This is a genomic window from Gemmatimonadaceae bacterium, from assembly GCA_036496605.1.
Taxonomy (GTDB): domain Bacteria; phylum Gemmatimonadota; class Gemmatimonadetes; order Gemmatimonadales; family Gemmatimonadaceae; genus AG2.
In genome coordinates this window covers 164,220-190,435 of sequence record DASXKV010000018.1, presented here as the reverse complement: position 1 = coordinate 190,435, position 26,216 = coordinate 164,220, and the positions used below count along the sequence as shown (strand labels likewise).

Here is a 26,216-nt window from a genome sequence, read left to right as displayed (position 1 = left end):
CCCACCACCCTCCGCGCTCTCATACCAGCCCTCTCTTCTTCCGATAGGCCCATTCGGCGCACACCAGACCGATGAGCATGACGAAGATGAAGGGCATGTCCCACAGATCCATCTGATTCACGACGGTGACGCCGCGCTTGCTCAACGCGATGTCTTCCGGCAGCGAGCTCACCGTCGCCGGCGTGTAGAACTTGCCACCGGTCTCGCGGGAGATACGTTGCAACAGCGACGTCCGCATTTCGGCGTCGACGAATTCCCGCGATGATTCCGCGGCAGCATTCACGCGCACGTACGTCGGATCGCTCATCCGATCGCGCGACGTATCCGACGCGGTGCGTCCGCCAGCCGCTGCCTGTGCCGTGCTCGGCGTACCGGCGTCGGCGACGATCTGATAGTTGCCCGCCTCCTCAGGCGTGAACGTCGCGCGGTATTCACCATCGCGATCGACCGCCCACTCCATCGGTATGTCGCGCGTCGCACCGGACGGCGCGGTGAGATGTGCGACGACGTGTGCGTCGTTGCGCATCACGAAGCCGCTATCTGCTACCTCCGCCGTCAGGGAGATCGGCTCGCGCAAGCCGGCGACGTCGCTTTGCGATGTCACCGTGATCCTGTTGGGAACATCGCTCGTGAGCCAGCGGAGCAGTTGCCGCCAGAAAGTCACGAAAGTCGGATCGTCGACATCCGATTCCATCCGCCACAAGTACGTGTCCTGAACGGGCAGCGCGATCGCGAGCCCTTTGCCGTATCGCTGATACGCAAGGACCGGCTGCTCGTAGTGCCTGACGTGACCCTCCGGTCCATCGGCGCGTTGGCCGTCGGGCACGACGCCATTGACCAGCACAACGGCGCCCGGCTTGATGCCGCGGATGGCGTTCACGCTCGTCAGTGTCGGCAGCGTTTTCCACCGCTCGCTGTTCTTGTCGTCGGTCGATGCGACTTGCGTCGCGGCGCTCGCAGCGCCTGCCGGCGTCAGCTCGGCTTTGATGTCAGCGAGAAATGTGAGCGAGTCCGGCACGGCTTCGCCGCCGATCACGACCGGCATCACGGGGGCAAGCGGCGTATCGGCGTAACCACCCTCACCGAAGGCGTGCCGGCCGCCTAACAACAGCAAGCCTCCACCGCGAACGCCGACAAAATCGGCGAGCATCTGCAATTGATCGCGCGTAAAGAAGCTCGCGTCGACACTACCGAGTACGATGCCGCGATACTTGAAGAGCTCCTCCCGAGTTTTGGGGAAGCCGCCAGCGAGCTCTTCGCCGTTGTCGACGTCGAGACGCAGGAATTTGTTCTCCGCCGTGCGTTGCAACGTCACGAGTTGCAAATTCGAATCGCTCGCGACGGCTCGCCGAACGAACATCATTTCGTAGCGCGGCTCGCCCTCGACGTAAAGAATTTTCTCGCGCCGGTCGCGGACGACGACGAGCGCTTGCTGCGCGTTGTTCTGCGTCACCTGCTCGCCGGGCTGCGGCGCAATGCGAAACGTCAGCGTCCGCGGGCCAGCATCATTCAACGCGACGTGGACACGCACCGGCGCCAGGTCGCCGTCGGCCGGCAGAGTAACATCCTGTGACGCGATCACGCGCCCGTCATCCTCGACCACGAGCGCGACGTTCTGTCCGCCGTAGCCGCGCTGCCTAACAAGCACATCGGCGACGAGCGCACTGCCCTTGAGCGCCGTGCGCGCCGTCTCGACGCGCCGTATCTCGATGTCCTTGTCGAACCGGTCGCGGCCAATGCCCACGGTGAACACCGGCACCGATCGCGCCCGCAACGACAGGAGCTCTTCCCCGAGAGGCATCCTGGCGTTGTCGGCGCCATCGGTGAACAGCACCAACCCCGACAGCGGCACGGCCTCGAGCTCCTGGCGCGCGTGCTCGATCGCGTCACCCAGCCGCGTGCTCGTCCCCGTGAAGCTCACGTCGTCGGCGCTCGCGATCCGCTGCGTGCCTGACGAGAACCGGAAGTAGCGCACAAGAAAGCGGTCGCCGAGCGCCTTGCGAATCGAACTGTCAGGGCCGGCGACGAGGTGTCGCACGACGTCCGCCCGCGTCTGCGGCCGCGCGTCGCCGGCATCCACGTCGGCGATCTGCATGCTGCGCGAATCGTCGATCAGCACACCGACGTAATTTCGCTGCGGCACCGCAGCCGAGAGCAGCAACATCGGCCGGAACAAGCAAAAGACGAGAAGGAGGATCGCCGTCCCGCGGAGCGCCCCCAGTATCAATCGATCGCGACGAGTGCTCTTCCCGCGAACTGCGGCGTAGGTCAGGATCGCGGGAACGCCAATGAGTGCGCCGGCGATCAGCAGCACGATCACCGAAGTGGGAGATCCGAACGCGAAATCTCCCTTCTCGAAGACCGCCGGCCGGTACTTGAACAGAAACGCGAAAAGCGACTCGAGCCAATTCGCCATGTGCTGCTTTGCTAGCTGGTATGCGTCAATCGAATTGGTAATCGCCGCGCGCGATCAACGTTGTCGCGCGAAGCGAGAAATGACCAAAAGCTTACGGGCACAAAGCCATTGGACTTTAGGTTAGGGGCTTGGGGGCATAGGGGCGAGATGAATGAGTCTCCTCTCGCACTCGAACCCCTGGCCCTTAAACCCCAGCCCCTCATCCGGTCCATGCACCCCCGCTATCTCACCACCGACGTTTTCACCGACCACGTCTTCGGCGGAAACCAGCTCGCCGTCTTTCCCGACGCGTCGGGGATTGCTCCTGAGCTTATGCCACGCATCGCACGAGAGTTCAACTACTCCGAAACGACTTTCGTGCTTCCGCCTACCGATCCGAAGCATACCTGCCGCGTACGCATCTTTACCCCTGGCAGCGAGCTGGCGTTTGCGGGCCACCCGACGATCGGCACCGCGCATGTCCTCGCGACCATCGGCGCGGTCGAGCTCACCGGTGACGAGACGCACATCGTCCTCGAGGAGGGCGTCGGGCCAGTGCCGGTGACGATTCGTGCGACGGACGGCAAGCCGACGTTCGCGCAGCTCACCGTAGCAAAGCTGCCCGAAGTGCTTACCCCGCCGCCGCGTCCCGAGCGCCTTGCCGCGATGCTCTCCCTGACGACGGATGACCTCGTCGGAAGCGATATGCCCGGCGAGGCCATCTCCTGTGGTACGCCATTTCTCTTCGTTCCGCTGCGCGATAAACGCGCCGTCGCGTGTGCTCGCGTCAAGCCGGATCTCTTCGAGGAGACGCTACGCGGCTATGTGACGGACAAGGTGATGGTCTTCGCCCTCGAGGCTGAGCGCCCAACGTCTGACGTGCGCGCCCGTATGTTCGCTCCTCTCGTCGGCGTCCCGGAGGATCCAGCTACCGGAAGCGCCGCCGTCGGACTCGGCGGCTATCTCGCCGCGAGAGATCCACGCTTCGACGGCACCCTGCGCTGGGTCATCGAGCAGGGGTTCGAGATGGGCCGACCGAGCATTCTCGAAGTGGAGGTGGACAAGAAAGCCGGCAAGATCACGGCTGTCCGGTGCGGAGGCACTTCTGTGGTAGTCTGTGAAGGGCGAATGCAACTCGCGCCAGAGAGAGGCTGAGCTGTCATCCGAAGCGAAGCGAAGGATGACAAGCAGCCTATCGCTGTTTGATCTCTTCCAGCTCTTCCAAGGATCGCGGCCAGTCTGCTTTCAGCAAACGCGAAAGCGCGCGATCCGCGAGCAGCTTCCCGTCGGTCTGACAGGTTGGACAGTAGTTCGTCTCGTTGTCCGCATAACGAATCCGCTGCACGGGCGAGCCGCACACTGGACACGGTTCGCCGTAGCGGCCGTGCACAGCCATCGCGTCGCGAAAGGCCGTGACCTTCTCTGGAAATCCGTCTCCCGTTTCTTCGCGGAGGCGATCGGTCCATTCGATCAGCGTCGCCCGCGTCGCGTCGAAGAGTGCCTCCGTCTCTGCGCCACTCAGACGACGCGTCAATTTCACTGGTGATATCTTCGCGCGATGCAGGATTTCGTCGGAGTACGCGTTGCCGATGCCACTGAACAGGCGCGGATCCGTCAACGCTCGCTTCACCGTATGGCTCTCGCTCGTCAGGCGCTCGGCGAATTGCTCGACGGTTGCGCCGAGGACCTCGAGACCGCCGCGATCGAAATTGGCGAGCGCATCCGTGCCGCGCGCGATATGAAGTGACGCACGTCGCTTGCTGCCTGCCTCGGTGAGAAGCAAGGTGCCGGTGGAGAAGTCGAACGCCCCGAGGTCGATCTTCCCGGAGGCTTTTTTCCCCGCTTCGCGCCACTTCAGCCGCCCAGCGATCATGAGGTGCAGCACCAGATAGAGCTCGTCTTGGAACGCAAACACGATTCTCTTTCCGAGCCGTCTGACATCGCTGACGATCTTTCCCTTTACCGCCGAAATCGGGGGATCCACGCTGCGAAGAAGGAATGGGCTCCTGAGCCGCACGTCCTCGAGCGTCGCGCCCGAGACGCGACGATTCAGCGCCTCGACGTAAACGGTGATATCGGGTAGCTCGGGCACGATTCCAGATGAATGATGCTTGACCAGTTCAGCCGCGCGTCGTACGGTGGCACATAGGCAAGCTGACGCATACGGCCGGAACGCTCAAGATCGCCCATGTTCATCGGCTCTCGATTTCCGCCATTGACGCCATTTCGGCTCGACGTGCAGTCGGCCGTTTTCGTGCTCGTGGTGCTTGTGTTCATGCCGATCGCCGCGGTGCGCAGCAGATCGATCATCGCGGGAGGCCGGGGACGCGCGGCTCCTCGCCGTTCGGATCTGCTGACGCGAGCGCTTCTCGTGCAGCTCCTGCTCTTCATTTTCGCCTTCTTCGTCGCGCGGACGGAAGGGATGGCGCTTTGGTCGTGGACGGGACTGAGGCTGGGGACGATTGCTATCGCAGCCGGCGCTCTGACGTTGCTGCTCAGCGTTGGGGCCTTGTCGTGGCACCTTCGGACGCCTGACGAGCGGCGATCACTCTGGATGCGTCATCTGCTGCCGCAGACGACCCGACAGTGGGCGCTCTGGCTCGTCGTCTCCCTTGCCGCCGGGATCGCCGAGGAGACCGCGTACCGCGGTGTGCTCGTCGTCCTGCTCGCGTCCGCGACAGCGAGTTTCATCGTCGCTGTTCTTCTCAGCGCGGCCGCGTTTGCCGTGGCGCACTATCCGCAGGGCGCGAAGAGCATGGGCTGGGTCTTCGCGATCGGCCTCGTTATGCAAGCCGTGGTCGCGGCGACGGGGACGTTATATGTGGCGATGGGAGTGCACGCGGTCTACGACGTCACGGCGGCTATAAGCGCGCGCGGGCGGCTGAAGTCGGAAGAGGCGGAGGCGGGCACGTAAGGCGCGAAAAAGGCGCGTCGAATGGGCGCGTCGAAGACGGCGCGTCGAAGACGGCGCGCCGAAGAGAGCGCGTCGATGAGAGCGCGTCGATGAGAGCGCGTCGATGAGAGCGCGTCGATGAGAGCGTTGACCAACCGAGTCGCCAGCCAAGCGCTGCGAGCAGGCAGCTGAGATCTCGGCCCTGCAGGCTCACAGCTCGGTCGTTTGTCGCCCCTCTCGACGCGCCCTTCTCGACGCGCCCTTCTCGACGCGCCCTCTTCGACGCGCCCTTCTCGCCGCGCCCTTCTCGCCGCGCCCCGCACTTGACTCCGCAGGTGCGTGTCCGCATCGTTCCCCTCAACACTTCAGGGGTTAACGTGGCCGACCTCGACCTCCTCCAGGGCACCCTCGACTTGCTCATCCTGAAAACCCTCACCTGGGGGCCGATGCACGGGTATGCGGTTGCTCGCTGGATCAGCGACACCACCGACGACGATCTCCAGATCGAGGAAGGTGCGCTCTACACCGCGCTCCACCGTATGGAAAAACGCGGTCTCCTCGCGAGCGACTGGGGTGTATCCGAGAACAACCGCAAGGCCAAGTACTACGAGCTCACGGCCGTCGGCCGGAAGCAATTGCGCAGCCAGACCGACGTTTTTGCTCGTTATGCGCGCGCGGTCTTCAAGGTGCTCCAGGTCGCGCACGCACCCGCCACTAGCCACTAGCCACTCGTGCTACCCCGCGGCATTCGTCGCCTGTTCCGGATCGACCTCGGCCCGCGCCGCGTCGCGCGCGCCGTCGACGACGAGCTGCGTTTCCACTTCGACATGACCGTGAGGCACTACATGGACAGTGGCATGTGCGAGTCCGACGCGCACCGCGAAGCAGAACGCCGCTTTGGCGACGTCGAACGCACACGGACCCGCCTCGAGGCGATCGATCGCTCTCGGGCTCAGCACGCGAGGCGCGCCGAATGGTGGAGCGCGATCCTGCAAGACCTCCGCTACGCCGTCCGCGGGCTGCGGGCGACTAAGTCATTCACCGCCGTCGTCGTCCTTGCGCTCGCGCTCGGCGTCGGCGCCAACGCGACGATGTTCGGCATCATCGACCGACTGCTGTTGCGTCCACCGCCCTTCCTCGCCGCGGCCACGGAAACGAACGTCGTCTATCTCGGCCGCAGCTTCGATGGCGTGGAGCAGCTCACGCCGAACATGAGCTACAAGCGCTACGTGGAGCTCACGAACTACACGACGTCATTCTCGCAGACCGCCGCGTTCTTCTACTGTGACCTCGCCGTCGACACCGGGCAGGAGACTGCCGAGCGGCGCGTGAGCATGGTGAGCGCGGCCTTCTGGCGCTTCTTCGACGCCCCGCCAGCGCTCGGCCGCTACTTCGGCCCGTCGGAGGACCACACGCCCGAGGGAGCGACGGTCGCCGTGCTCGGCTATACCTACTGGCAGACCCGCTTCGGCGGCAGCCGCGACGTCCTCGGCAAGTCGATCTCGTTAGGCCGACGTACCTACACGATCGTGGGCGTCGCGCCGCGCGGATTCGTGGGCATGGATCCGGTCGGCGCCGTCGCATTCATTCCAATCAGTACCGGAGTGAGCGACATCTTCGTCGCCGGTATGGTCGACGCGTCGAAGTGGTACACGTCGCACAACATGACCTGGATGGAGATGCTCGTCAGGCGGAAGCCGTTGGTGACTGAGGTCGCCGCCAACGCCGATCTGACCAACGCATATAAGCGGAGCTACCTCGCGCAGGAGCGGCACACGCCGATCGACATTGCGCGACCGCGGGCGGTGGTCGCCTCCGTGCTCAAGGAGCGAGGACCGAATCAGGGTGCGAATTCGAAAGTCGCGACCTGGCTCGTCGGCGTCTCGGTGATCGTGTTGATCATCGCGTGCGCGAACGTCGCCAACCTTCTCCTTGCACGAGCATTCCGGCGGCGACGTGAGATCGCGGTCCGCGTCGCACTCGGCGTGAGCCGGGGACGCCTGCTCGTTCAGCTCCTGACCGAGAGTCTGGTGCTCGCCGTCCTCGGTGCCGCCGCCGGCCTTGCCGTCGCGCAGTGGGGCGGGACGATTCTGCGCTCGGCGATGCTCCCCGACGTCGAGTGGCCGCCGCTCTTCGCTGATTCACGAATGCTCATCTTCACGAGCCTTGCGGCGGTCGGCGTCGGCGTGCTGACCGGGCTCGCGCCCGCTCTCCTCGCCCGCCGCACCGACGTCTCGGCGGCTCTCAAGGCCGGCGCGCGCGAAGGCACGTACCATCGTTCGCGGACACGGACCGTGCTCCTCGTCGTGCAAGGAGCGCTCTCCGTGGTACTCCTCGTCGGTACGGGACTCTTCGTGCGCAGCTTGCGCAACGTGCACGAGCTCGACTTCGGCTACGACACGCCGCGCATACTCTTCGTCTCGATCGAGATGCGCGGGATGCATCTCGATTCCGTCGCGGGGCTCGCTCTCCGCCGCGATCTCGTCGAGCGTGCGCACGCCCTTCCGGGCGTGGCGGACGCCACGTTGACAGTTTCCGTGCCCTTCTGGATGAGTTGGAGCAACGATCTCTTCACCCAGGCGAAAGACTCGATCCGCGGCGATTTTCTGTTTAACACGGTCTCGCCGAGCTACTTCGCGACGATGGGAACGCGCATTATTCGCGGACGTGGGTTCACCGCCGCGGACGTGGAGAACGCGCCGCGCGTAATCGTCGTCAGCCAGTCGATGGCGCGAAGGGCCTTCCTGAAAGCCGAACCGTTAGGCCAGTGCATTCGCATCGGCGCCGACACGATGCCCTGCTCGACCGTCGTCGGCGTCGCTGCCGACATCGTCGATCGGAACCTCACGGAGCCCGCCGGGCTGCAGTACTACGCACCGGTGAGTCAGACCGGCAACGGTGGAAATGGGCTCTTCGTTCGGACGCGTGGCGAGGCCGCGGACATGGTCGGCACCGTTAGGCGCGAGCTCCAGCGGGTGATGCCGGGAGTCTCGTACGTAACGGTGACGCCGCTGACCAAAATCCTCGAGCCCAACGTGCGCCCGTGGCGCCTCGGCGCAACGATGTTCGCTCTATTCGGTGGACTCGCTCTGCTGCTCGCTGCCGTTGGATTGTATTCCGTCATCGCGTACAATGTGACGCAGCGAAGTCACGAGCTCGGCGTCCGAATCGCGCTTGGCGCGCAGGCCCGCGATGTCCTGCGGCTCGTCGTCGGTAGCGGACTCCGCGTCGCTATCGCCGGCATCGTCATCGGCGGGACAATCGCGCTCGTCGCCGGGCGCTTTATCGCGCCCCTCCTGTATCGCGTTTCGCCAAAGGATCCGCTGATCTATGTCCTGGCGACACTGACGCTGCTCGGAGTGGCGGTATTGGCGAGTCTCGTTCCAGCCAGTCGGGCGACGCGTGTCGATCCGAACGTTGCGTTGCGAGCCGATTAGCGAATGGCTGTTGCGCCGTTAACGTTGTGTGATGCGCCTGATCACCTGGCTCCTCATTCTCCCCATCGTTGCCGCGCGCGCACAATCGCCAACTGTCGCCGGCGCTCGCGACCCTGCCTATGCACCGGATGGCCGGCTCGCTCTCAGCGTGCGCGGCGACTTGTGGATCGTGTCAAGGGACGCGAAATGGACGCGCATCACCGCCGGCCAAGGCTGGGATCGCGAGCCCGCGTGGACCGCCGACGGTAAGTTGCTGGTCTTCTCCTCGAACCGTGGCGGCAACTTCGACATTTGGCGCGTCGCGCTCGGCGACACGGGCGCCGCGGCGGCGCCGACGCGCGTGCTCGGCACTGCCGACGACGAAGGGGAACCGGCGATCGCCGCCGACGGCCGGATTCTCTTCGTCCGCGGCCGCGGCAGCGCAGCACGCATCTGGGTTCGCGAGACGAATGGGAACGAGCATCGCCTGACGAACGAGCACATCGCCGAGCGATGGCCAGCGATCTCGGCGAATGGCGAACGTGTCGCGTTCGTCGAGCTCGCGGAGTCGGGGCGGCGACTCGTCATTCGGCGGCTTGCCGCGGCCGCCGACCTCCGCGGGGCCGACACGACCGTCCTGGCCGCGGCCGGGATCGAGCACCCCTCCTGGTCGCCTAACGGCGAGCGGCTCACCTACACGACCGCGGCTCCGCGTCGCGGCGTTTACGTCGTCCCGATCGACGGACACTATACGAATCTCGTGAGCGCTCGGCACGCGGCGACGGCATGGAATCCGGACGCCAATCACCTGACGCTGGTCGAGCTGCCTGACGAGGACGTCGACTACAACGGCGATCCCAACCGTCTCGGCGATCGTGAGGCGCACGATCTCTTGAGCGCGCCGAGTGGAATCTGGACGGTCGATGTCCCTCCCATTCCCGATGCTGGAATTGGCGCCGCGCCGGCTGCCGCGACGGCGCCATTCACACGCGACGACGAACGGATGCGTCACAATGCTGCTGCGCTCGACGAGCTCGCGACGCGGACGACGACGCTGTACTATAACGGGCCCTTCGCGAGCGCCGCGCGTACGAGGTGGGAGTCGCTCGTCGGCCGATATCGTCCGCGCGCGGTCGCCGCGCGCACCGAGGACGAGCTTCGCGACGTGTTGCACGCGATGCTTCGCGAGCGCCCTTCGTATCGATCGACGGCGTCAGGCCGCGCGGCAATCTCGAGCGCGCACCCCGTTGCGACGGCGGCGGGAATCGAGATCCTTCGCAAGGGCGGCAATGTCGTCGACGCGGCAGCCGCGGTGTCCTTCACGTTAGGCGTTGTCGAGCCAGACGCGAGCGGCCCAGGCGGGTACGGTGAGATGCTCGTGTATCGCACGAACCTGAAGACTCCGCGACTGATTGAATTCATGTCGCGGGTCCCGGAAGACGCGGGGCTCGCCAACGGCGCCCTCGCGCCGAACGGCCGTCTCCCCGACGACGGACCGGTGCTCGCCAACGTGCCCGGTACGGTCGCCGCCATGTATCTCGCCGTCAGAAAATATGGAAGCGGCAAAGTGAGCTGGGCAGACATCCTCGCACCGGCAATCCGTGCCGCTCGCGATGGATGCGTCGTCAGCGAGGGCCTCGCGGCGACGCTCGCCACCGAGCGTGAGCATTTTCTCAAGTACGACGGACCGCGCGCGCTCTTCTTCCGGAACGGACAACCTCTCCATGCGGGGGACACGCTCCGCAATCCCGATCTCGCCTGGACGTTGGAGCAGATCGCGAAAGGCGGCGCCGACGCCTTCTATCGCGGTGAGATTGCCCGCCGCATCGTCGCCGACCTCCGCGGCAAGGGGAACGCGATGCAGCTGACCGACCTCTCGCGATATTACGCCGCCGAACGCGACCCGGTCTCGGGGAGCTATCGCGGATTCACGCTGTACTCGAGCGCACCGCCCGTCGCGGGCGGGGCCCAGCTTGTCAGCACGCTCAACCTCCTCGAGCAATACAAAGACCCTAAACCATACACGGAAGATCCGGCGACGCTGCACGCGATGCTTTCGGCGTGGCTCCTCGTTCCATCGAGCCGCAATCGCATCGCCGATCCCGGACTCTGGCCCGTGAACCTCGAGGCCTTCACCAGCCGTGACACAGCGCGGGCGCGCTGGCGCTGTTTCGATTCGCGCAAGGCGCTCAGCCTCGACCTCCTCCGCAGCGATTCGCTCCCCTGTGCCGCGACGAAGACACCCGACGCTGACGACGGCGACTCCACGCATTTTCACCACGCGGCCGGCACGACCGCCTTCACGGTCGCCGACGCCGACGGCAACGTCGTCGCCGTCACGCAGACGTTAGGCACCTGGGGCGGGAATTTCTACGTTACCCCCGGACTCGGCTTCATTTACAACGACAAGCTCGCGTCGTACAGCACAGACCCGAACGCGTACGGCGCACGCCTTCCCTTCGCACGCCACGGCAGCACCATCGCTCCGACGATCGTCTTCGATTCGGGGCGAACGCCCAAACCGGTAGCGGCCGTCGGCGCGGCCGGCAATGCGTGGATCACGTCCGCCGTGTTCGAGACACTCGTCGGCATCATCGATCAGCATCTCGACCCGCAGTCCGCGCTCGAGCTCCCACGGTTTCTGCCGGGCTCGCGCGGTCCATCCGACAGCGGCATCGTCGTCGAGCTCGAGGATGGCTTCTCACCCGAGGTCATGCGCCGTCTGGTGTCGTTAGGGTATCGTCCGCGACTCGTGTCGTTGCTTGGAGAGCTGCGGGAAGGATACGGCGCAGCGCTTACGATCCACGATGGCGTCGTGACGGCAGGAGCTGATCCAAGGCGCGCGGGGGCAGCGGGGGCCGTGCAGTGAGCAATGAAGGGCGCAACTGATCAACGGCGGTCAGTTGCGTCTTTCATGTTCATGGTCGAATCCATCGCCATGTCGGCAACCGGTACATCCGACAGGTGCTCCTGCACCACACCCCACTTCGATCCGCGCTTTTCGAACACGAGTGTCATCGCCCCCGCCAACTCGTGCGGCTGACCGCGCGGCGTGAGATGCGGCACGCGGTACGTCCCCGTGAACACCGCCGACTCGGGTGAAAGCACGTCGACATAGGTGTGCGTCCAGATCCACTTCGGTTGGCGCATGTTCACCCCAACGTTCTGCCAGAACAGCTCGATACCCTTCGCGAGCGTATCGCGCGACGCAACAACCCGCCCACCACTTGCCGACACGATCCGCCCAGTATCGGCATACAACGCGAGCATTCGCTGCTCTGCGTTCGGCACCGACAGATCGTACGCCGACCGCACTTTCGCGTCGATCTCGCTCGCGATTGCAGTGCGCTCGGCCGGAGTGAGATCGGCGCCGCCACTGCAGCCGAGGACGGCAATGAGCGCCAGGGCAGCTATGGGCAACGTCGAAAGACGGAGCATGTCGCATGTCCGGAAGGGGAATCGGCTAACGAGGGTTCCGGATAATACCCGTGTGATCCGTCCTGTAGCGGCGAGGTCAAGTGTCCACACCGTGAGATCGCTTTGTCTCGACTGGAGGACGCAACTTCTGCATTTGCAGCAATTAACGCATGATCGGCGCGGTTACGCGCTGGTGTAGCTGCTGCTTTATAGAAGCGCGCGACGCCTCGCATGCAACCACACCCCACCGCATGTCGGGTGGACGCTTCTATTTGGAGGCACACGTGCGTACGGTCCTGAGATCCTCGATGTTCGCGGTCGCGATGTCGGCCGTGGTTGTCGCAGCGTGCGGGAGAAATGGGACGCCGGCGAAGAGAGCGATGAGCGACGATCTCAAACGAGACCTGCAGCTCGCGTCCTCGTCCGGCCTCGACCTGGCCTCGCAACAGGCGGCGTCGAGCTTCCCTCTCACCGAAATACCGACTTCTCCAGCTCCTTCGCCCTCGAAAGCGTTGAAGAAAGCCACCTCCGGTCCAAAGGCCGTGAGGTCTAAGCACCCAACCGTGAAGGCGCGTCCGGAGCCATCGGTGGTCGCGAACGCCGAAGAGCCGGAAACCGAGGTCACGCAGAAGGCGCCTTCGCCGACCACCGAGCAGGTGCCCGATCCATCGGCCCCTGCAGTTCCGCGTCCATCGCCAACGCCGACCAATCCGAATGGCGGCGAGGGCGCCCACGGGCACGATGGCGGTGGTCCGAACCCAGGCGCCGGCAACGGCGGCGGTCGCAGCCCGGGCACTGGCGATGGCATCGGATCGATTATCGGGGGTATCTTCGGCGCAATCCTCCGCGGTGGTGTCGTCGACGGTGATCACTGCGACCCGCGATCTGACGGCCGCGGTCGCCGAGGAAGGTTCCCCCAGAATCCAGGCACGGTCATCCGCGGCGGGGGTGGGATCATCTTCTAACGACCCCGAACCAGTTCAACGAGGACAGGATTCTATGGAGCGGGCGCATCTGCGCCCGCTTTGCGTTTCTATATCGCGGTCTTTTCCGCTGCGGCCTTCTGGCCGCCTGACGCGAACCTTAACTTTGTGCCGATGCGTTCCCGCTCGGTCTCGTGGATTCAACGAGCTGCTTCGCTGCTGCTCGGCTGCTGGCTCGCGGTCTTTACCGCGGACCCCGCAGCCATCCACGCATGCCCGGTGCACGACGTCGGCCGCACCTCGTCACATGCGTCGCATCACCCGCAGCACCAGCACACTCCGCAGAGCCACCATAATTGCACCTGTCCTGGCGCGTGCTGCCCGGGTGCGCGTGCGCAGCTCGCGACGACACCGACGATCGCGCCAACCCGCATTGTCAGCTTCGTAGAACCGGACGTCACCGTCCCGAGACTCGTTAGGTCCGCGGACGTCCAGATCACTCTCCCTCCCGCACTCGGCCCACCCGCGATCGCCGGATGATTGCGTGCGCGGCGCCATTCGGGCGCCGCGACGGCCCGACGTGGCGATGATTGCGCCGCGTCCGTCCCTCAGATCCGGAACCGTCATGTCCCCGCTTTTTCGCGCGGCCGCGCTTGCGTCCGTCGCTTGTACTGCGCTGTGCGGCCTATCGTTGGGCGCCTCGGCGCAGCAGCCTCCGCCCACTCCACCGCGCTCTGACAGCGCCTCGCGCGACTCGCTCCGCCGCACGGTGCTGCGTCCGGTGACGATCGTCGCCACGCCCGCCGCGCGCGTCGAACCGATCGACGCGACGCATATCGACGCATCGACGATCGAGGTCACCCCGGCCAACAGTCCGTACGACCTGCTGAGGCAGGCGGCTGGACTCGAGGTGCACCAGCAAGGACAGGGTCCGGGCTTCGCTTCGGACGCGTCGTTGCGTGGCTTCAGCTCCGACCACTCGACCGATCTTGCATTGTGGATCGACGGCGTGCCAATCAACGAGCCGATCAACGGACACGCCGAAGGTTACAATGATTTCAGCTTGCTGTTTCCCGGCGGCGTGCGCGACATCGACGTCGTGCGCGGTCCGACGAGCGCCCTGTTCGGCAACTTTGCGCTCGCGGGCGTCGTGAACGTGCGCACGCTCGAGCGCATGCGCGGCACCGAGTTCACGGCGGAAGGCGGCTCGTTTGGCAGCGGCGATGCAATGCTTCTCACGGGCTTCGATCACGGCGCGCGAGGCGGCGGCGTGCTCGGTGCGCGATATCAGCACGAGGACGGGTTCCGGCCGAACGCCGGATTCGATCTCGGTCAGGGCCACGCTCGTATCGTGCACGACATCGCGCCCGGCTGGACGATCGATGCCGGCTCGGAGCTGTATGGCACACACTGGCGGTCGGCGGGGTTCCTGAGCGAAGACGAGTTCGCGGCGCACGACTACCGCGTCGTCTCGAACCCGAGCGACGGCGGCTTCAAGCAAAGAGGCCAGGAGCGGGTGAGTCTGCGTTTCATCTCGAGCGCGCTGCTGTGGCGAACGACGGTCTACGCGACGCAGGGACGCTGGCAGCTATTTCTCACGATTCCACCGGCCGGCGGCCGATTCGAGGGATCGGGTAGCCAGACGGAGGAGGAGGACCATCGCTATGGCTACGGCCTAACGAGTGCGCTCACGTGGGAGGGCGAGCACGGCGAGATCACGTTCGGCACGGAAGAACGCTGGGATCACACGAATTACGAGAACTACTTCACCACCGCGCGCGTTCGCGATTCGATCAACGCCCTGATCATGGCCCGGCAGCTGTCAGGGGCCCTCTTCGCGCAGTCGCACTATGACGTCGGCGATCGGTTGCGCTTCGACTTGGGCGCGCGCTTCGACGAGTTGGGAACGCGCAGCGTCCCGGATGATGGAAGCTCGGCGCTCAGCGCGACCCACGGCGTCTTTTCGCCAAAGGCTGGCGCGCTGCTGCATCTCACCTCGGATCTCGGTCTCTACGCGAATGCCTCAAAAGGCTTCCGCTCGACTGACGGCGTGATCAGCGATCCAACGCTCGCGCCGATCGTCGCCTGGAATTACGAGACCGGGCTCAAGTTCGACCGCGAGGTAAGTGGTTTGCCGTTCAGTGCGACGGCCACGGTCTTCCGAATGAACGTCAGCAATGAGCAAACGTTCAACCCACTCACCGGGCAAGCGAGCAACGGCGGTGCCAGTCGCCGGCAAGGTCTCGAGCTCGACGCGCGTGTCCCGGTGACCACCACGGCGAGCATCGATGCCAACTGGACGTTTCTCGATGCGCGCTACGACCATCTCGTCGCCGTTTCCGAAGACGAGACGGAACCGCCCGCCACCCTCGACGGGCTGCGCGTGTACAACACGGCACAATACGTCGGCACGGCGGCACTGCAGATCGCGCCGTCGCGGACATGGTGGAGTGTCCGGTTGGCCGGTAATTGGGTCGGACCGTATTCGCCGTTCGACGAGCCGGGCGTCGTGCTCGGCTCATACGGCCTCGCGCACGTGAGCGGCACGGCTCAATGGCGATCGGTGCGCCTCGAGGTCGGCGTGCGCAATGTCTTCGATCGTGCATATCCCGAGTTGGTCGCCGGTCATATCGTGGATCCCGGACAGCCACGAGCCATATTCACAACGTTGAAAACAGTGTTCTGAGCACCGGTCACTCACTAGCACTTTTCCAGTGCTAGTGAGTGCCGGATGAGAGAAGCGCCTCGAGAGCCGCGGCGATCGCCGGTGGAACCGAGGCCGATGTATCGATCGCCGGATCGTACGCCGTCACCGCGACCGAGGTGATCTCGAACCGCGCCGCGGCGAGCCGAGCGACGTCGGCCAATTGCGGAATCGTTAGGCCGCCGCGCGCGGCGAAGGAGTTCGCGCGCGCCAGTTCCGCATCCAGAACATCGGCGTCGAGATGAAAGTGCAACCGACTCACACGCTCGCGCAGAGCGTCCAGTGCGGGAGTGAGCGTCTCCACTCCACGGACCACCGTCACCTGCGATTGCTCGAGAAGAACTTCCTCGGGTGGATCGAGGTCTCGCACTCCAGCGAGCACGACGTTCTCGTCAGACACGGGAGCGAAACCAGGAATTCGTGACGCCATCGTGCGCCAACAGCGCCCCGTGAGGGTTGCCAGCGCCATCCCGTCGAGAAATCCACTCGCCGTCGTCTCCGGTGTATTGAAGTCAGCATGCGCGTCGAGCCACAGTACGCCGGCCGTGCCGTGGCCCGCGATTGCGCCTAACGTGACGCCGCAGTTGCCTCCGAGCACGATCGGCAGTGCCTCGCGTAATCGCGCTTCACGCGCGCGCTCCGCAACCTGCCGGTACAGCGAGAAGCTCGTCGCGATCTCGGTTGATGCAGGCGGGTTTGACTGATCCACGCTTCCGGGCTCGATGTACTCCGCGTCGACCTCGTGTCCGAGTGCGCGAATGCTACTCCCGACGCCGTGTCGAAGGAGAAACGACGGTCCCCGCCCCATCCGCCACTCGCGCCTGCCGGAATCATACGGCACGAGGAGAAACTGGATCTTCATTCTATGCGCGCGATGCCGTTCCCGGGTTTCGGAAAGTGCGTGAACACCTCGACGTCGTGGCCCGGCACGATGAGTCGCGCCTCGGACGCCAACGTCGCCATTCGCGCCTGCGCCCGGAGATTCGACGTCGTATCGAGCGACTGCGTGATGGGCCGATGGCGCTCGAGATTCTCGTAGAGATATGCATTGTCGCTCGCGAGGACGATCGTGCCCGTGCGGCCGCCGGAGAGACTCGCGTGCACCGTCGCGAACTCCGACGCGAACGTGTGCTTTCCACCGGTGAATACCGTGATCCCCGGCATGATTTCGATCGAGTCGCCGGGAATGAGCTGCACGCGGCCGGCTCGCTTGAGCGCGGCAAGCATCTTTGCGTCATCGGCGTCGATCGCACGGTCGAGGACTGCACCGCTGTCGTTGGTGTAGTGTTCGTACTCGTCGCGCTGCAGCCAGACACGCGCCTTCGGAAACAGATCTGCGCCGTCGAGGTGATCCCAGTGCACGTGCGAGATGACGATGTCGGTAACATCTTCTGGCTTTACGCCGAGCACGGCGAGGGCATCGCTCGGCTTGGCGAAGCCGGTCGGCTTCCAGCGCGAGACGAACTTGTCGCGATAGAAACCGGCGTCCATGAGAACCGTCCGTCCGCCACCGCGAATGAGCCAGAGCGTAAACGCGAGCGTCGTTCGCCGTGTCGAGTCCGCGCCGGCAACGAGATAGCGCGTCGGATAGCCCTCGACGGTCGCAAACCGGACCGCGTACACCTCGTACGCGGGTGGTGGCGATGTCCTGAACGAGCCAATTGCAACGAGGAGCGCGGCCAAGCGTAGTGTCGTCATGTCCACGAAGAAGCAGACCAAGCCGCCGAATGGCAAGCACGTTGCTGCCTCTTCCCGCATGCAATCGAAAAGCCCAGAATTCGCCCTATGCCGTGCCTCTTATTGATTCTGGCGCTCGCCGCGCCGCGGCTGGTCATTCTCTGCCTGTATTTCCTGTCGACGTGGTTCAACGGAATCTTTCAGACGCCGTTGTACCCGGTTTTGGGTTTCATCTTCTTGCCGACGACAATGCTCTGGTATACGGCAGTCCTGCATTGGTTCGGCGGCCAGTGGACCCTCTGGCCCGTGATCGGACTCATCATCGCGCTGGCGATCGATGTGTCGCCCGCAAGCCATCGTCGTCGGGCACGCCGCACGGCTGACTGATGCCCATACTGGCCGTTCCCTTCTCGCTCGCGCTCGGCAAGGAAACGAATGTCGACCGTGGACGCGTGCAGTCGAAGGTGTACCAGGTGCACGGCATCGCTCGGTGGGAGAGCGATCGTTTGACCCTCGAGTGGTCGGGAAGCATCGAGATCAGCGAGATCGAGAGTGGAAGCGTGCGCAATCTGCGACAGTCCGTGCCGGCGCAGCGTCTCGTGCTGCCGACCGCTCATCTCGCAGGCATCGACCTGCGCCGGCGTTGGTGGAGGCCGCACATCGAATTGCGCACCATGGGCATCGGCCCGCTGGAGCTCGTCCCGACGGCGACCGGCGGACGCGTGTCCCTGCGCATTGCGCGTCGCGACTGGAACGCCGCGCGCGATCTCGTATCGCACGTGCAACTCGAGATGGCCGACGTTGCGCTCGACGACGCCGAGCATGCGCACGATGTGTAGTGCGTGGCGCACGGAGCGCAGAGCGCGAACGAATGCTGGTCCCCTAGGCCCCTAGCCCCGAGCCCTTATGCCAGTCGAGCAGAATTTCATCGACCGCTCTCGCGCCTATCTCACCGACGAGTTCCGCATCAAGTTGCGGAGGACCATGGACACGCTTCCGCCAGACATGTTGTGGTGGCGACCTAACGAGGAGTCGAACAGCGTTGGCAATCTGGTGATGCACCTCGATGGCAATGTTCGGCAGTGGATCGTCGGCGCGGTCGGCGGCGCAGCGGATGTCCGCAACCGGGCGGGCGAGTTCGCGACGCGCGAAGGGGCAACGCGCGAGGAGTTGATGCGCCGTATCGAGCAAACGCTCGACGAGGCCGACGCGGTATTGGTCAAGCTTCGTCCCGAGCAACTATCCGAGCGTCGCCGTGTACAAGCCCGGGATGTGTCGGTGCTCGACGCCGTGTATCAGGTAGTTCAACACTTTGCGCTGCATCTCGGCCAGATCATTCTCGTCGCCAAGGCACAGGTCCCGGGCGCGGTAAAGTTCTATGAAGACGCCGGCGGGAACGCACGACCGATCTGGCGGGAAGGGGCACAGCGCTGAGCGCGGCACATTAGCTCCCCGGTAACGAGAATGTTTAGCAAGATAAAAACTCTGCTCCGTCGCGCTGGCGCTGACTTGCCCGAGGACCGTCTCGTCCGCGGGTTCCCCATCACACTCAGCAACACGCGACCCGACATCGAGAGCGAGGACGTGTTCTCGCGTCTCGACGCCGCGCTCGGGCTGATCGAGCGGCATCAGCCGTCCCACTTTCGCCGCATGCATCGCGACTTCGCGCGCATCCAGATCCGGCGATTCCCCTGTCGCGGCGCCTACTTCCCCGAGACGCGCATCTGTCTCGTCGAGCTCACCTTTGTCGTCAACCGCGAGTTCACGCCGACGCAGGTCGCGGCGACGATCCTCCATGAAGCGATGCACGCGCGACTCGACAATGCCGGCGTCAGGTACGATCCGTCCTGCGCGGCGAAGCACGAGCGTTTCTGCCGGCGTGCCGAGGTCGAGTTTGGCATGATGGTGCCCGATGGGGCGCCCGTGGTCGAACGGGCATTGGCGAGTCTCGCGGGCGCCGACGACGAGGTTGCGCCGGTGATCGACTGGGAATTGGCCGGCCGTCGTGTGGAGCAGGCGGATGTTGCCGCCCTCTCGGCGCCGGACTGGATGAAGCGCGCGATCGCGCGCCGTGCGGGCCTCGACGACAGGGACACGAACGCCTAACGACGAATCCGCAGTCGCGCCATCGCCGTAGTGCACAAGGCGCGCGTTCGCGCCCGCTCCACTCTCTCGGAGGAATCGCAATGTCAGGTCAGGGCTCGGCCGGAAACGTCATCGCCGCGCTGTGCAGTCTTTTTGTTCCGGGTCTCGGTCAACTGCTTCAGGGCCGTCTCTTGATGGCCATCTTCCAGTTCTGTCTCGCCGCGGCGCTCTGGTTCATCCTCTTGGGCTGGTTGGTCCATCTCTGGTCGATCATCGACGCCGCGATCTGGAAGCCAAAGCTGGCGTAGGGGGGACGACGCAACTGCTTGACGGTGCTCAGGGTGCCAGCGCCCTGCCCCGCTGCGGCGTATAGTTGAGCGTCACGCTCTCCCGGAGAATCGATGTCCCGCCCGTCCTCCTTCGCCGCATTGCGGCGAACTACGCTCGCGTTCGCCTTTCTCGGCATTTCCTCCAGCAGCGCCCTCGCCCAGGCCAACACCGGTGTCCCCTCCCAGCAGGGAGCGACGAACAGGAAAGACCCAGGCGCCCTCAAAGTTCTGAACCTGCAGGACTATGGCCGCTGGAATCGGATCACGTCGACGGCGATCTCGCCTGACGGGAAGTGGATGACGTACACGCTGCAACCCAACGACGGCGACGCGACCTTGTTCGTGAAGTTGCTCGACGGCGACAAGGTGTACAGCGTGAACGCCGGCACCGCGCCCGCCGCGGGCCGTGGCGATGGCGGCGGCGGTTTCGGTGCGGCGGCGGCCAACGGGCCAGCTTTCTCGGACGACTCGCGCTTCATTGGCTATTACCTGAACTCGCCCGGCTCGAAAGGCCGCGGACGGGGCGCGCAAGGTGGACGCGGGGGCCGTGGCGGCGCCGGCGCGGCCGTGGCGGCCGAAGCGACGGCTCGCAGGTTCGAGCTTCTCGACCTCGAGAGCGGCGCGAAGGTCGACGTGCCTAACGCTGCGAGCTTCAAGTTCGCCAAGGGCGGACACTGGCTCGCCGTCCGTACGAACAAGGCGGTGGCGGACACGACGCACGACGGCGCCGATCTGCTGCTCCGCGATCTCTCGTCAGGCGCCAGCCGCAACGTCGGGAACGTGAATCAATACGACTTCGACGACAGCGGACGTCTCCTCGCCTACACCATCGACGCCGCCGAGCACCTCGGGAACGGCGTCTACCTGATCGACCTCGCGAGCGGCGGGACCAAGACACTCGACGGCGCCGCACAGATCTACGATCAGGTCCAATGGAGCGCGGATGGGTCGAACCTCGCCGTGCTGCGTGGCACGAAGGCGAGCGACAAGAAGCAGCGCGACAACGTGCTTCTCACCTGGTCCGAGCCTGGCACGCCGAAGTCGATGAAAGTCGAGTACGATCCCTCGAAAGACGCCTCGTTCCCCAAGATGATGGTCTTGAGCGAGTACTCATCGCCGCGCTTCAGCCGCGACGGCTCACGCGTCTTCGTCGGCATCAAGCAGCAGGACGCCGAGACGGCGAAGAGCGACGTCTGCTCGGAGCGAAGCGAATGCGATCCGCAGGCGAACGTCGACGTCTGGCACTGGAAGGATCCCGATCCGCAGTCGGTGCAGATGATCCGCATCCAGCAATTGCGCCGAACGACGACGCCCGCGTCGATCGTGCTGGCAACCAAGCGCTTCGTGAAGCTCGGTAGCGAAGACATGACACAGGTGGTCCCGACCGCCAACGGCAAATGGGCGATCGGCCGCGACGACAGCACGTATCGGGGCGAAGTCGCCTGGGGCGGCGGCCACGCGGATTATTATCGCGTGAACACCGAAACTGGTGAGCGGACGCTCATCGAGCGCACGGTCGTCAGGACGATGGGGACGTCCCCGGATAGCAAGTGGTTCCTCTACCTCAAGGACAAGCACGTCAAGGCCGTGAACCTCGAGACGATGAAGACGGTCGATCTCGACGACGGCGAGAAGCTCAGCTTCGTCGATGTCGACGACGATCACCCGTATGAGCTGCCAACGTACGGCGTTGCCGGTTGGTCGAAGGACGGAAAGTATGTCCTCCTCAACCACAAGTACGACGTGTGGGCCATTCCGCTCGATGGCGGGAAGGCGATCGAGCTCACCCAGGGCGTCGGCACGGCGCAGCAGATTCAGTTCCGCGTCGTTAGGCTCGACCGGCGTGCGGGCCGAGGCGGCCGCGGCGGCGGCATCTTCGGCACTGACCTCGGCGGCGACGATGACGAGGGACTCGATCTGTCGAAACCGGTCCTCCTTTCCGCGTATGGCGAGTGGACGAAGAAGACGGGCTACTGGACCGCGTCGTTCGGCAAGGCGCCCGTGCCCCTCGTCTTTGCCGACAAGCAAATCGGCCAGGCGCAGAAAGCGGAGAAGGCCGATCGCGTCGTCTTCACCGAGCAAACCTTCAAGGAATTCCCCGACTACTGGGTATCGACGACAGCGTTCGCCTCACCGCGCAAGGTGACGGACGCCAACCCGCAGCTCAACGAGTACGCCTGGGGGAGCAAGGTCCTCATCGAGTACACCAACGGCAAAGGGAAGAAGTTGCAAGGGACGCTGACCCTCCCCGCGGGATACCAGCCAGGCAAGAAGTATCCGATGCTGGTGTATTTCTACGAGATCATGTCGAACACGCATCACACGTTCTCCATGCCCGTGTACGACGACCGGCCCCACATCTCGACCTATGCGTCCAACGGGTATCTCGTGCTCCAGCCGGACGTTGTTTATGAAATTGGTAAGCCCGGCAGTTCAGCGGTCGATTGCGTCGAGAGCGCCGTGAAGAAAGTCATCGAGCTCGGCTATGCGGATCCGCAGCACATTGGGCTCCAGGGGCACAGCTGGGGCGGTTATGAGAGCTCGTATATCCTCACTCGCTCGAAGCTGTTCGCTGCTGTGGTCACCGGTGCCCCGCCGACGGATCTCATCAGCTTTTATGACGAGACCTACCCGGGCACGGGCACCTTGCAGCAAGGGATCATGGAGCTCGGACAGGTGCGCATGGGCGACGGCGCCACGCCGTGGACGGCAAAGGACCTTTACGAAGATCAGTCGCCGATCTTCCATGTTCGTGACATCTCCACCCCCTTCCTCATCCTTCACGGCACCGCCGACAACGCCGTCGATTGGCACCAGGGCCTGGAGTTCTACGGTGCGGCGCGTCGTTGGGGGAAGCACGTCATCCTGTTGTCGTATCCGGGCGAGCCGCACCATCTGGCGCGAAAGGAGAACCAGAAGGATTTTCAGATCAGGATGAAGCAGTTCTTCGATCATTACCTGATGGACAAGCCGGAACCGAAGTGGATGAGCGACGGCGTGCCCCAGGTGAAAAAGGGGGAGCCAATCGAGTAGCCCTGGAGATCATGCGCGTCTCACACGTCGTTGTCTTCGTACTTCTGATCGTGAGCTCGGTGCGCGTATCCGCCGGCGCACAAAAGGTCTTCGAGGGCAGCGTCAGCTACGACGTTGTCCTCGATGGCAAGCCGAGCCAGTTCGTCATCACGGCTCGCAACAAGAGGGTTCGACAGGACACGAGCCTTCCGGATTCGGTCGGCGTCGTGACAACGACATACGAAGTGTTCGACTACGAACACGGAACGATCACCACGATTTCTCCTTCGACGAAGCGCTTCACGCGGATGATGATCAGCACATTCCGTGAGTCGCTCGGCGATCCCCGATCGGTCACCGAGCTCCGCGCGCTCGAGCGTGAGCGACTCGCCGACATCGAAGGAACTGGCCGTCGCGAGTCGATCCTCGGCTTGCGGTGCGAGATCTACACGCTCAAGAGCACGCCCGGCGCGGAATGGTGTATCACGACCGAACTGGGTCATTTCCTCGCATTCGAGGGTCAGCTGGGCCAACTCCGCGCCGGCACGACGGCGGCCTTTCTCAACGACGACAAGTTGCCTCGCACGGCGCCGACGAAATTCAAGAATGGGGCAGCAGTTCTGAGAGTGCACATGACAAGCGCCGACGGCCGAGAGATCAGCATGATTGCTACCAGAATCGATCACTCGACGCCCTCGATGGATTTCTTCGCCGTGCCGCCGGGCTTCGTCGAAGCGAATACGGTGGTGCCGTCGCCGTGAAGACGATTCGCTTTTCCATTCGTGAGCTGGTCGTCCTGATCCCGATCGTCGTGATCACGGCACGGGCCGGCGCGCAGAAAACTTTTACGGGTACGATCACCTACGACGTCACGTTGAGCGATAAGCAGATGCAGATCAGCATCAGCTCACGCGACAAGCTCGTGCGTCAGGATTTCGTGCTCCCCGCCGACGCGCCGCCCGAAGCTCAGACCTATCAGATCTTCGATTATGGAAACGGGAATGTCACCACGGTTCTGCCGGGCATGAAGAAGTACATGGTGACGAATCTCAAAACGCTTCGCGACGCGATGGGCCAGCGCGGCGACGAGCACACAGACGATGTGCGCAAGGCGCTCGAAGACATCAAGCCGAGTCACCGGCAGGAGACAATCGCCGGTTACACCTGCGATGTGTACACGCTCAAGAGCACTCCTCGTGACGAATGGTGCATCACGACTGGGCTGGGGCACTTTCTCTACTTCGAGGGCGCGACGGACATCGACGCGGATAGCCCAGCGACGGTCGGCGGCAATTCGCCGACGGCGAGTCTCATGCGCACGTTCAAAAACGGTGCGGTTGTGCTCCGCATGCGCATGATGTCCCGCAACGGCGAGACTGTGAGCATGGTCGCGACGAAGCTCGATCGAACGACGCCGCCGGCGACGCTCTTCGTCCGTCCCGCGAGCTTCGAGGAAATGAACCCGTTCAAGGCGCCGTGACGAGACTGCCGACCCGGACTGCTGAGCAACATTCAGCCGACGTCGCGGAGCCGACGTTGGGCGGCGTATTGACTCATTTCGCGCGAACCACCGTCCCCTCCCGGATTTACAAGTTGCTGCAGTTCGGTATTCCCCTCGCGCTCGACTTTGGCCTGCATGGGTATCCGCGCGTGGCCGCGCTCGGCGTAGCGTTGTCCGCGTTAGGCGCCTGGGGGCTCGCTGACCGCTGGCTCTTCACGGCGCCAGCGCGAGCTGGACGCAAGGCGACGCTGGTTCGTTATGCGCGCGTCGTCTGTGGCGCCGTCGCCGCTGGCACGTCCCTCGTCCTCGTGCTCGAGATCTTTCTCCGGCTCCTCGGAAACGCGCCGATCTCCTGACGCGAGCACGGCGTTCGTGTATTCGCGTTCGTCCGTGACCTCGCGCACCAGTACGGCCGCGAGCCACTCCGGGATGTCGACATCCTCATGCGCGTCGCTGAGCTCGACTTCGGCGAGAACCAGGTCGCGATCGAGGAACTCGTCGACCTCCCAGGTGTGTCGTCCGCACTGCGCCACGTGACGGCGCTTGCGAAGCCGACGCCCATCCGTGAGCGGCCACATGCGCGCGAACAACTCAGCGGGAATCTCCTCTTCGATCTCGGTGCGCACGACGCCTTTGCCCAACTTCACCGTTCGCTCATGGCGCAAGACTTCGCCATCCACCGAGCGCACTCGACGCAGACGCTCGACGATTTCCCTGCCCGGTATGTATCCCTGCTCGATCTCGACGACGGTCGTGTCGTCAGGCAGGGCCGGTAACTCGCGCACGAGATACTTGTGCTCGATCTCCTGCCCTCTCGAGGCGTGCGCCATCAACGACTGCGATACGGACTCCACGCGCTCGACGAACGACGGACCGGCGTTCAGCCATCTGTCCTTCGCGTCGGCGTACGCTTCCTGCCCTCGCTCGTGCAGCCGGCCAGCGAGCGCGAGGAGGCCAAGACGAATCTGGTGCTGTCGGTCCGTCCGCAGCGCGCGCCGCGCATCCTCTCCTTCGACTACGGCCTCCGACACATTTCGTCCCTCTTCCGCCGCGGCATCTTCGCTCGCGCGGACGATGGTATTCGAGAAGACGTGCACGTCGTGCCAGCTGCCGAACGTGTCTTGCAACTTCGACAGATCGCTCACGAGATCGGCGCCGCCTTCGACGTGCTCGGCGATCGGCTCGAGCAGGTAGCGCAGTCGCTTGCCGGCAATCCGTGCCGCATGGGCACCCTTCTCGTCTTCGAAGGCCTCGACTCGCGTTAGGCGCTCGGCGAGCACCGCCACGTGATCGTGGAGCAACTCCGCCATGACGGCCGAGAACTGGCGTCGCGACGCCTCTTTGTGGCTATCGACGTGAGCGCTGTACACCGGCAGGTTGTCGGAGAGGCTGCTTCGCGCACGGTCGAACGCATTCGCGCTCTTCGTGAAGACCGCGCGATCATTGTCTTTCTTGGCCGTCTCGATCTGTTCGATGAGCCAATTGAGACCGCGACGCTGTCGCGCGCTGAGCGCGGCGCGCTGTTCGCGCAGCCACTCGAGGTGAACCTCGGCATCACGACTGTCGCCCGTGAGATGAGCCGCCTTCTCGAGGCGCCGCCGCGCCTTCTTCGGGACGCTCTTCTCCAACCAGGGGCCCAGAGCGCGCAGCCAGCTGCGCAGGCGTCGGATCGCAACGCGGAAGTCGTGCAGTGCGTCCGCGTCCGCATCGCCGTCGAGACGTTTGCGCGCCTTCGCCGCGTTATCGAGCAGACGCAAGGCGACAAGGCGTGCCGCCCGCTCCACGGGTTGTTCGAGAAGGTCCGGCTTGGTGCGCATGGTCATGACGATCATGCAACCGCCGACCGCACTCCGCCAGACTGGAC

At 64.5% G+C, this 26,216-nt stretch carries 22 protein-coding genes; 16 read left to right on the top strand and 6 right to left on the bottom strand.

The features are described 5' to 3' along the window. Positions 1 to 19: 19 nt before the first annotated feature. Positions 20 to 2,416: a hypothetical protein gene (locus VGH98_06985; protein HEY2375706.1), complete on the bottom strand. Its 2,397-nt coding sequence runs from the start codon at positions 2,414 to 2,416 to the stop codon at positions 20 to 22. A gap of 210 nt (positions 2,417 to 2,626) precedes the next feature. Here VGH98_06985 and VGH98_06980 point away from each other — a divergent pair, with 210 nt between their 5' ends. Then, complete coding sequence (locus tag VGH98_06980) at positions 2,627 to 3,550, top strand: PhzF family phenazine biosynthesis protein (protein HEY2375705.1); 924 nt, start codon at positions 2,627 to 2,629, stop codon at positions 3,548 to 3,550. Between the two features lie 37 nt (positions 3,551 to 3,587). Here the strand turns inward: VGH98_06980 and VGH98_06975 are convergent, their stop codons facing one another. After that, positions 3,588 to 4,487, bottom strand: coding sequence for a DNA-formamidopyrimidine glycosylase family protein (locus VGH98_06975; GenBank protein ID HEY2375704.1), 900 nt, complete (start codon positions 4,485 to 4,487; stop codon positions 3,588 to 3,590). A 96-nt stretch (positions 4,488 to 4,583) separates the two neighbouring features. On the opposite strand from VGH98_06975, the gene VGH98_06970 reads away from it, so the two are divergent. From VGH98_06970 to VGH98_06955, 4 genes are all read left to right on the top strand, one after another. Continuing rightward, complete coding sequence (locus VGH98_06970; GenBank protein ID HEY2375703.1) at positions 4,584 to 5,309, top strand: CPBP family intramembrane glutamic endopeptidase; 726 nt, start codon at positions 4,584 to 4,586, stop codon at positions 5,307 to 5,309. 356 nt (positions 5,310 to 5,665) lie between these two features. Then, positions 5,666 to 6,013: a PadR family transcriptional regulator gene (locus tag VGH98_06965; GenBank protein HEY2375702.1), complete on the top strand. Its 348-nt coding sequence runs from the start codon at positions 5,666 to 5,668 to the stop codon at positions 6,011 to 6,013. Positions 6,014 to 6,019: 6 nt separating this feature from the next. Beyond that, the gene (locus VGH98_06960) at positions 6,020 to 8,725 is read left to right on the top strand and encodes an ADOP family duplicated permease (protein HEY2375701.1); all 2,706 of its coding nucleotides are present in this window, start codon (positions 6,020 to 6,022) and stop codon (positions 8,723 to 8,725) included. Positions 8,726 to 8,756: 31 nt separating this feature from the next. Next, on the top strand, positions 8,757 to 11,573 hold the full coding sequence (locus VGH98_06955) for a gamma-glutamyltransferase (protein HEY2375700.1): 2,817 nt from the start codon (positions 8,757 to 8,759) through the stop codon (positions 11,571 to 11,573). 20 nt (positions 11,574 to 11,593) lie between these two features. Here the strand turns inward: VGH98_06955 and VGH98_06950 are convergent, their stop codons facing one another. Further along, positions 11,594 to 12,142 (bottom strand): DUF4440 domain-containing protein, encoded by a 549-nt coding sequence (locus VGH98_06950; protein HEY2375699.1) that lies wholly within the window; start codon positions 12,140 to 12,142, stop codon positions 11,594 to 11,596. 521 nt (positions 12,143 to 12,663) lie between these two features. Here VGH98_06950 and VGH98_06945 point away from each other — a divergent pair. The 3 genes from VGH98_06945 to VGH98_06935 all read left to right on the top strand — a co-directional run bounded on the left by VGH98_06945 (position 12,664) and on the right by VGH98_06935 (position 15,730). Further along, positions 12,664 to 13,086, top strand: a complete 423-nt coding sequence (locus VGH98_06945) for a hypothetical protein (GenBank protein HEY2375698.1) — start codon at positions 12,664 to 12,666, stop codon at positions 13,084 to 13,086. A 132-nt stretch (positions 13,087 to 13,218) separates the two neighbouring features. Next, positions 13,219 to 13,584 (top strand): hypothetical protein, encoded by a 366-nt coding sequence (locus VGH98_06940; GenBank protein ID HEY2375697.1) that lies wholly within the window; start codon positions 13,219 to 13,221, stop codon positions 13,582 to 13,584. Between the two features lie 85 nt (positions 13,585 to 13,669). Beyond that, entirely contained in the window at positions 13,670 to 15,730 is a 2,061-nt protein-coding gene (locus tag VGH98_06935) for a TonB-dependent receptor (protein HEY2375696.1), read from the top strand. Between the two features lie 31 nt (positions 15,731 to 15,761). On the opposite strand, the gene VGH98_06930 is transcribed toward VGH98_06935, so the two are convergent. Together VGH98_06930 and VGH98_06925 are read right to left on the bottom strand one after the other, a co-directional pair. Further along, complete coding sequence (locus tag VGH98_06930) at positions 15,762 to 16,610, bottom strand: arginase family protein (protein HEY2375695.1); 849 nt, start codon at positions 16,608 to 16,610, stop codon at positions 15,762 to 15,764. Further along, the gene (locus VGH98_06925) at positions 16,607 to 17,446 is read right to left on the bottom strand and encodes an N-acyl homoserine lactonase family protein (protein HEY2375694.1); all 840 of its coding nucleotides are present in this window, start codon (positions 17,444 to 17,446) and stop codon (positions 16,607 to 16,609) included. Before VGH98_06925 ends, VGH98_06930 begins: the two co-directional genes overlap by 4 nt. An 87-nt stretch (positions 17,447 to 17,533) precedes the next feature. On the opposite strand from VGH98_06925, the gene VGH98_06920 reads away from it, so the two are divergent. The 8 genes from VGH98_06920 to VGH98_06885 all read left to right on the top strand — a co-directional run bounded on the left by VGH98_06920 (position 17,534) and on the right by VGH98_06885 (position 24,331). Continuing rightward, positions 17,534 to 17,812 (top strand): hypothetical protein, encoded by a 279-nt coding sequence (locus VGH98_06920; GenBank protein ID HEY2375693.1) that lies wholly within the window; start codon positions 17,534 to 17,536, stop codon positions 17,810 to 17,812. Then, a complete protein-coding gene (locus tag VGH98_06915; protein ID HEY2375692.1) occupies positions 17,812 to 18,264 on the top strand; it encodes a hypothetical protein in 453 nt (150 codons plus the stop codon). The genes VGH98_06920 and VGH98_06915 overlap by 1 nt, the downstream gene beginning before the upstream one ends. 67 nt (positions 18,265 to 18,331) lie before the next feature. Beyond that, positions 18,332 to 18,859 carry a DUF1572 family protein gene (locus VGH98_06910; protein ID HEY2375691.1) on the top strand — a complete coding sequence of 176 codons (528 nt, stop codon included), beginning with the start codon at positions 18,332 to 18,334 and terminating at the stop codon, positions 18,857 to 18,859. A 30-nt stretch (positions 18,860 to 18,889) separates the two neighbouring features. Beyond that, entirely contained in the window at positions 18,890 to 19,531 is a 642-nt protein-coding gene (locus VGH98_06905) for a hypothetical protein (GenBank protein HEY2375690.1), read from the top strand. 80 nt (positions 19,532 to 19,611) lie between these two features. Continuing rightward, a complete protein-coding gene (locus VGH98_06900) occupies positions 19,612 to 19,818 on the top strand; it encodes a hypothetical protein (GenBank protein ID HEY2375689.1) in 207 nt (68 codons plus the stop codon). A 93-nt stretch (positions 19,819 to 19,911) separates the two neighbouring features. Further along, a complete protein-coding gene (locus VGH98_06895) occupies positions 19,912 to 22,872 on the top strand; it encodes a prolyl oligopeptidase family serine peptidase (GenBank protein ID HEY2375688.1) in 2,961 nt (986 codons plus the stop codon). An 11-nt stretch (positions 22,873 to 22,883) separates the two neighbouring features. After that, a complete protein-coding gene (locus tag VGH98_06890; protein HEY2375687.1) occupies positions 22,884 to 23,612 on the top strand; it encodes a DUF4412 domain-containing protein in 729 nt (242 codons plus the stop codon). Beyond that, positions 23,609 to 24,331, top strand: a complete 723-nt coding sequence (locus tag VGH98_06885; protein HEY2375686.1) for a DUF4412 domain-containing protein — start codon at positions 23,609 to 23,611, stop codon at positions 24,329 to 24,331. The genes VGH98_06890 and VGH98_06885 overlap by 4 nt, the downstream gene beginning before the upstream one ends. Positions 24,332 to 24,531: 200 nt before the next feature. On the opposite strand, the gene VGH98_06880 is transcribed toward VGH98_06885, so the two are convergent. Further along, positions 24,532 to 26,184 carry a CHAD domain-containing protein gene (locus VGH98_06880; GenBank protein ID HEY2375685.1) on the bottom strand — a complete coding sequence of 551 codons (1,653 nt, stop codon included), beginning with the start codon at positions 26,182 to 26,184 and terminating at the stop codon, positions 24,532 to 24,534. Positions 26,185 to 26,216 lie beyond the last annotated feature (32 nt).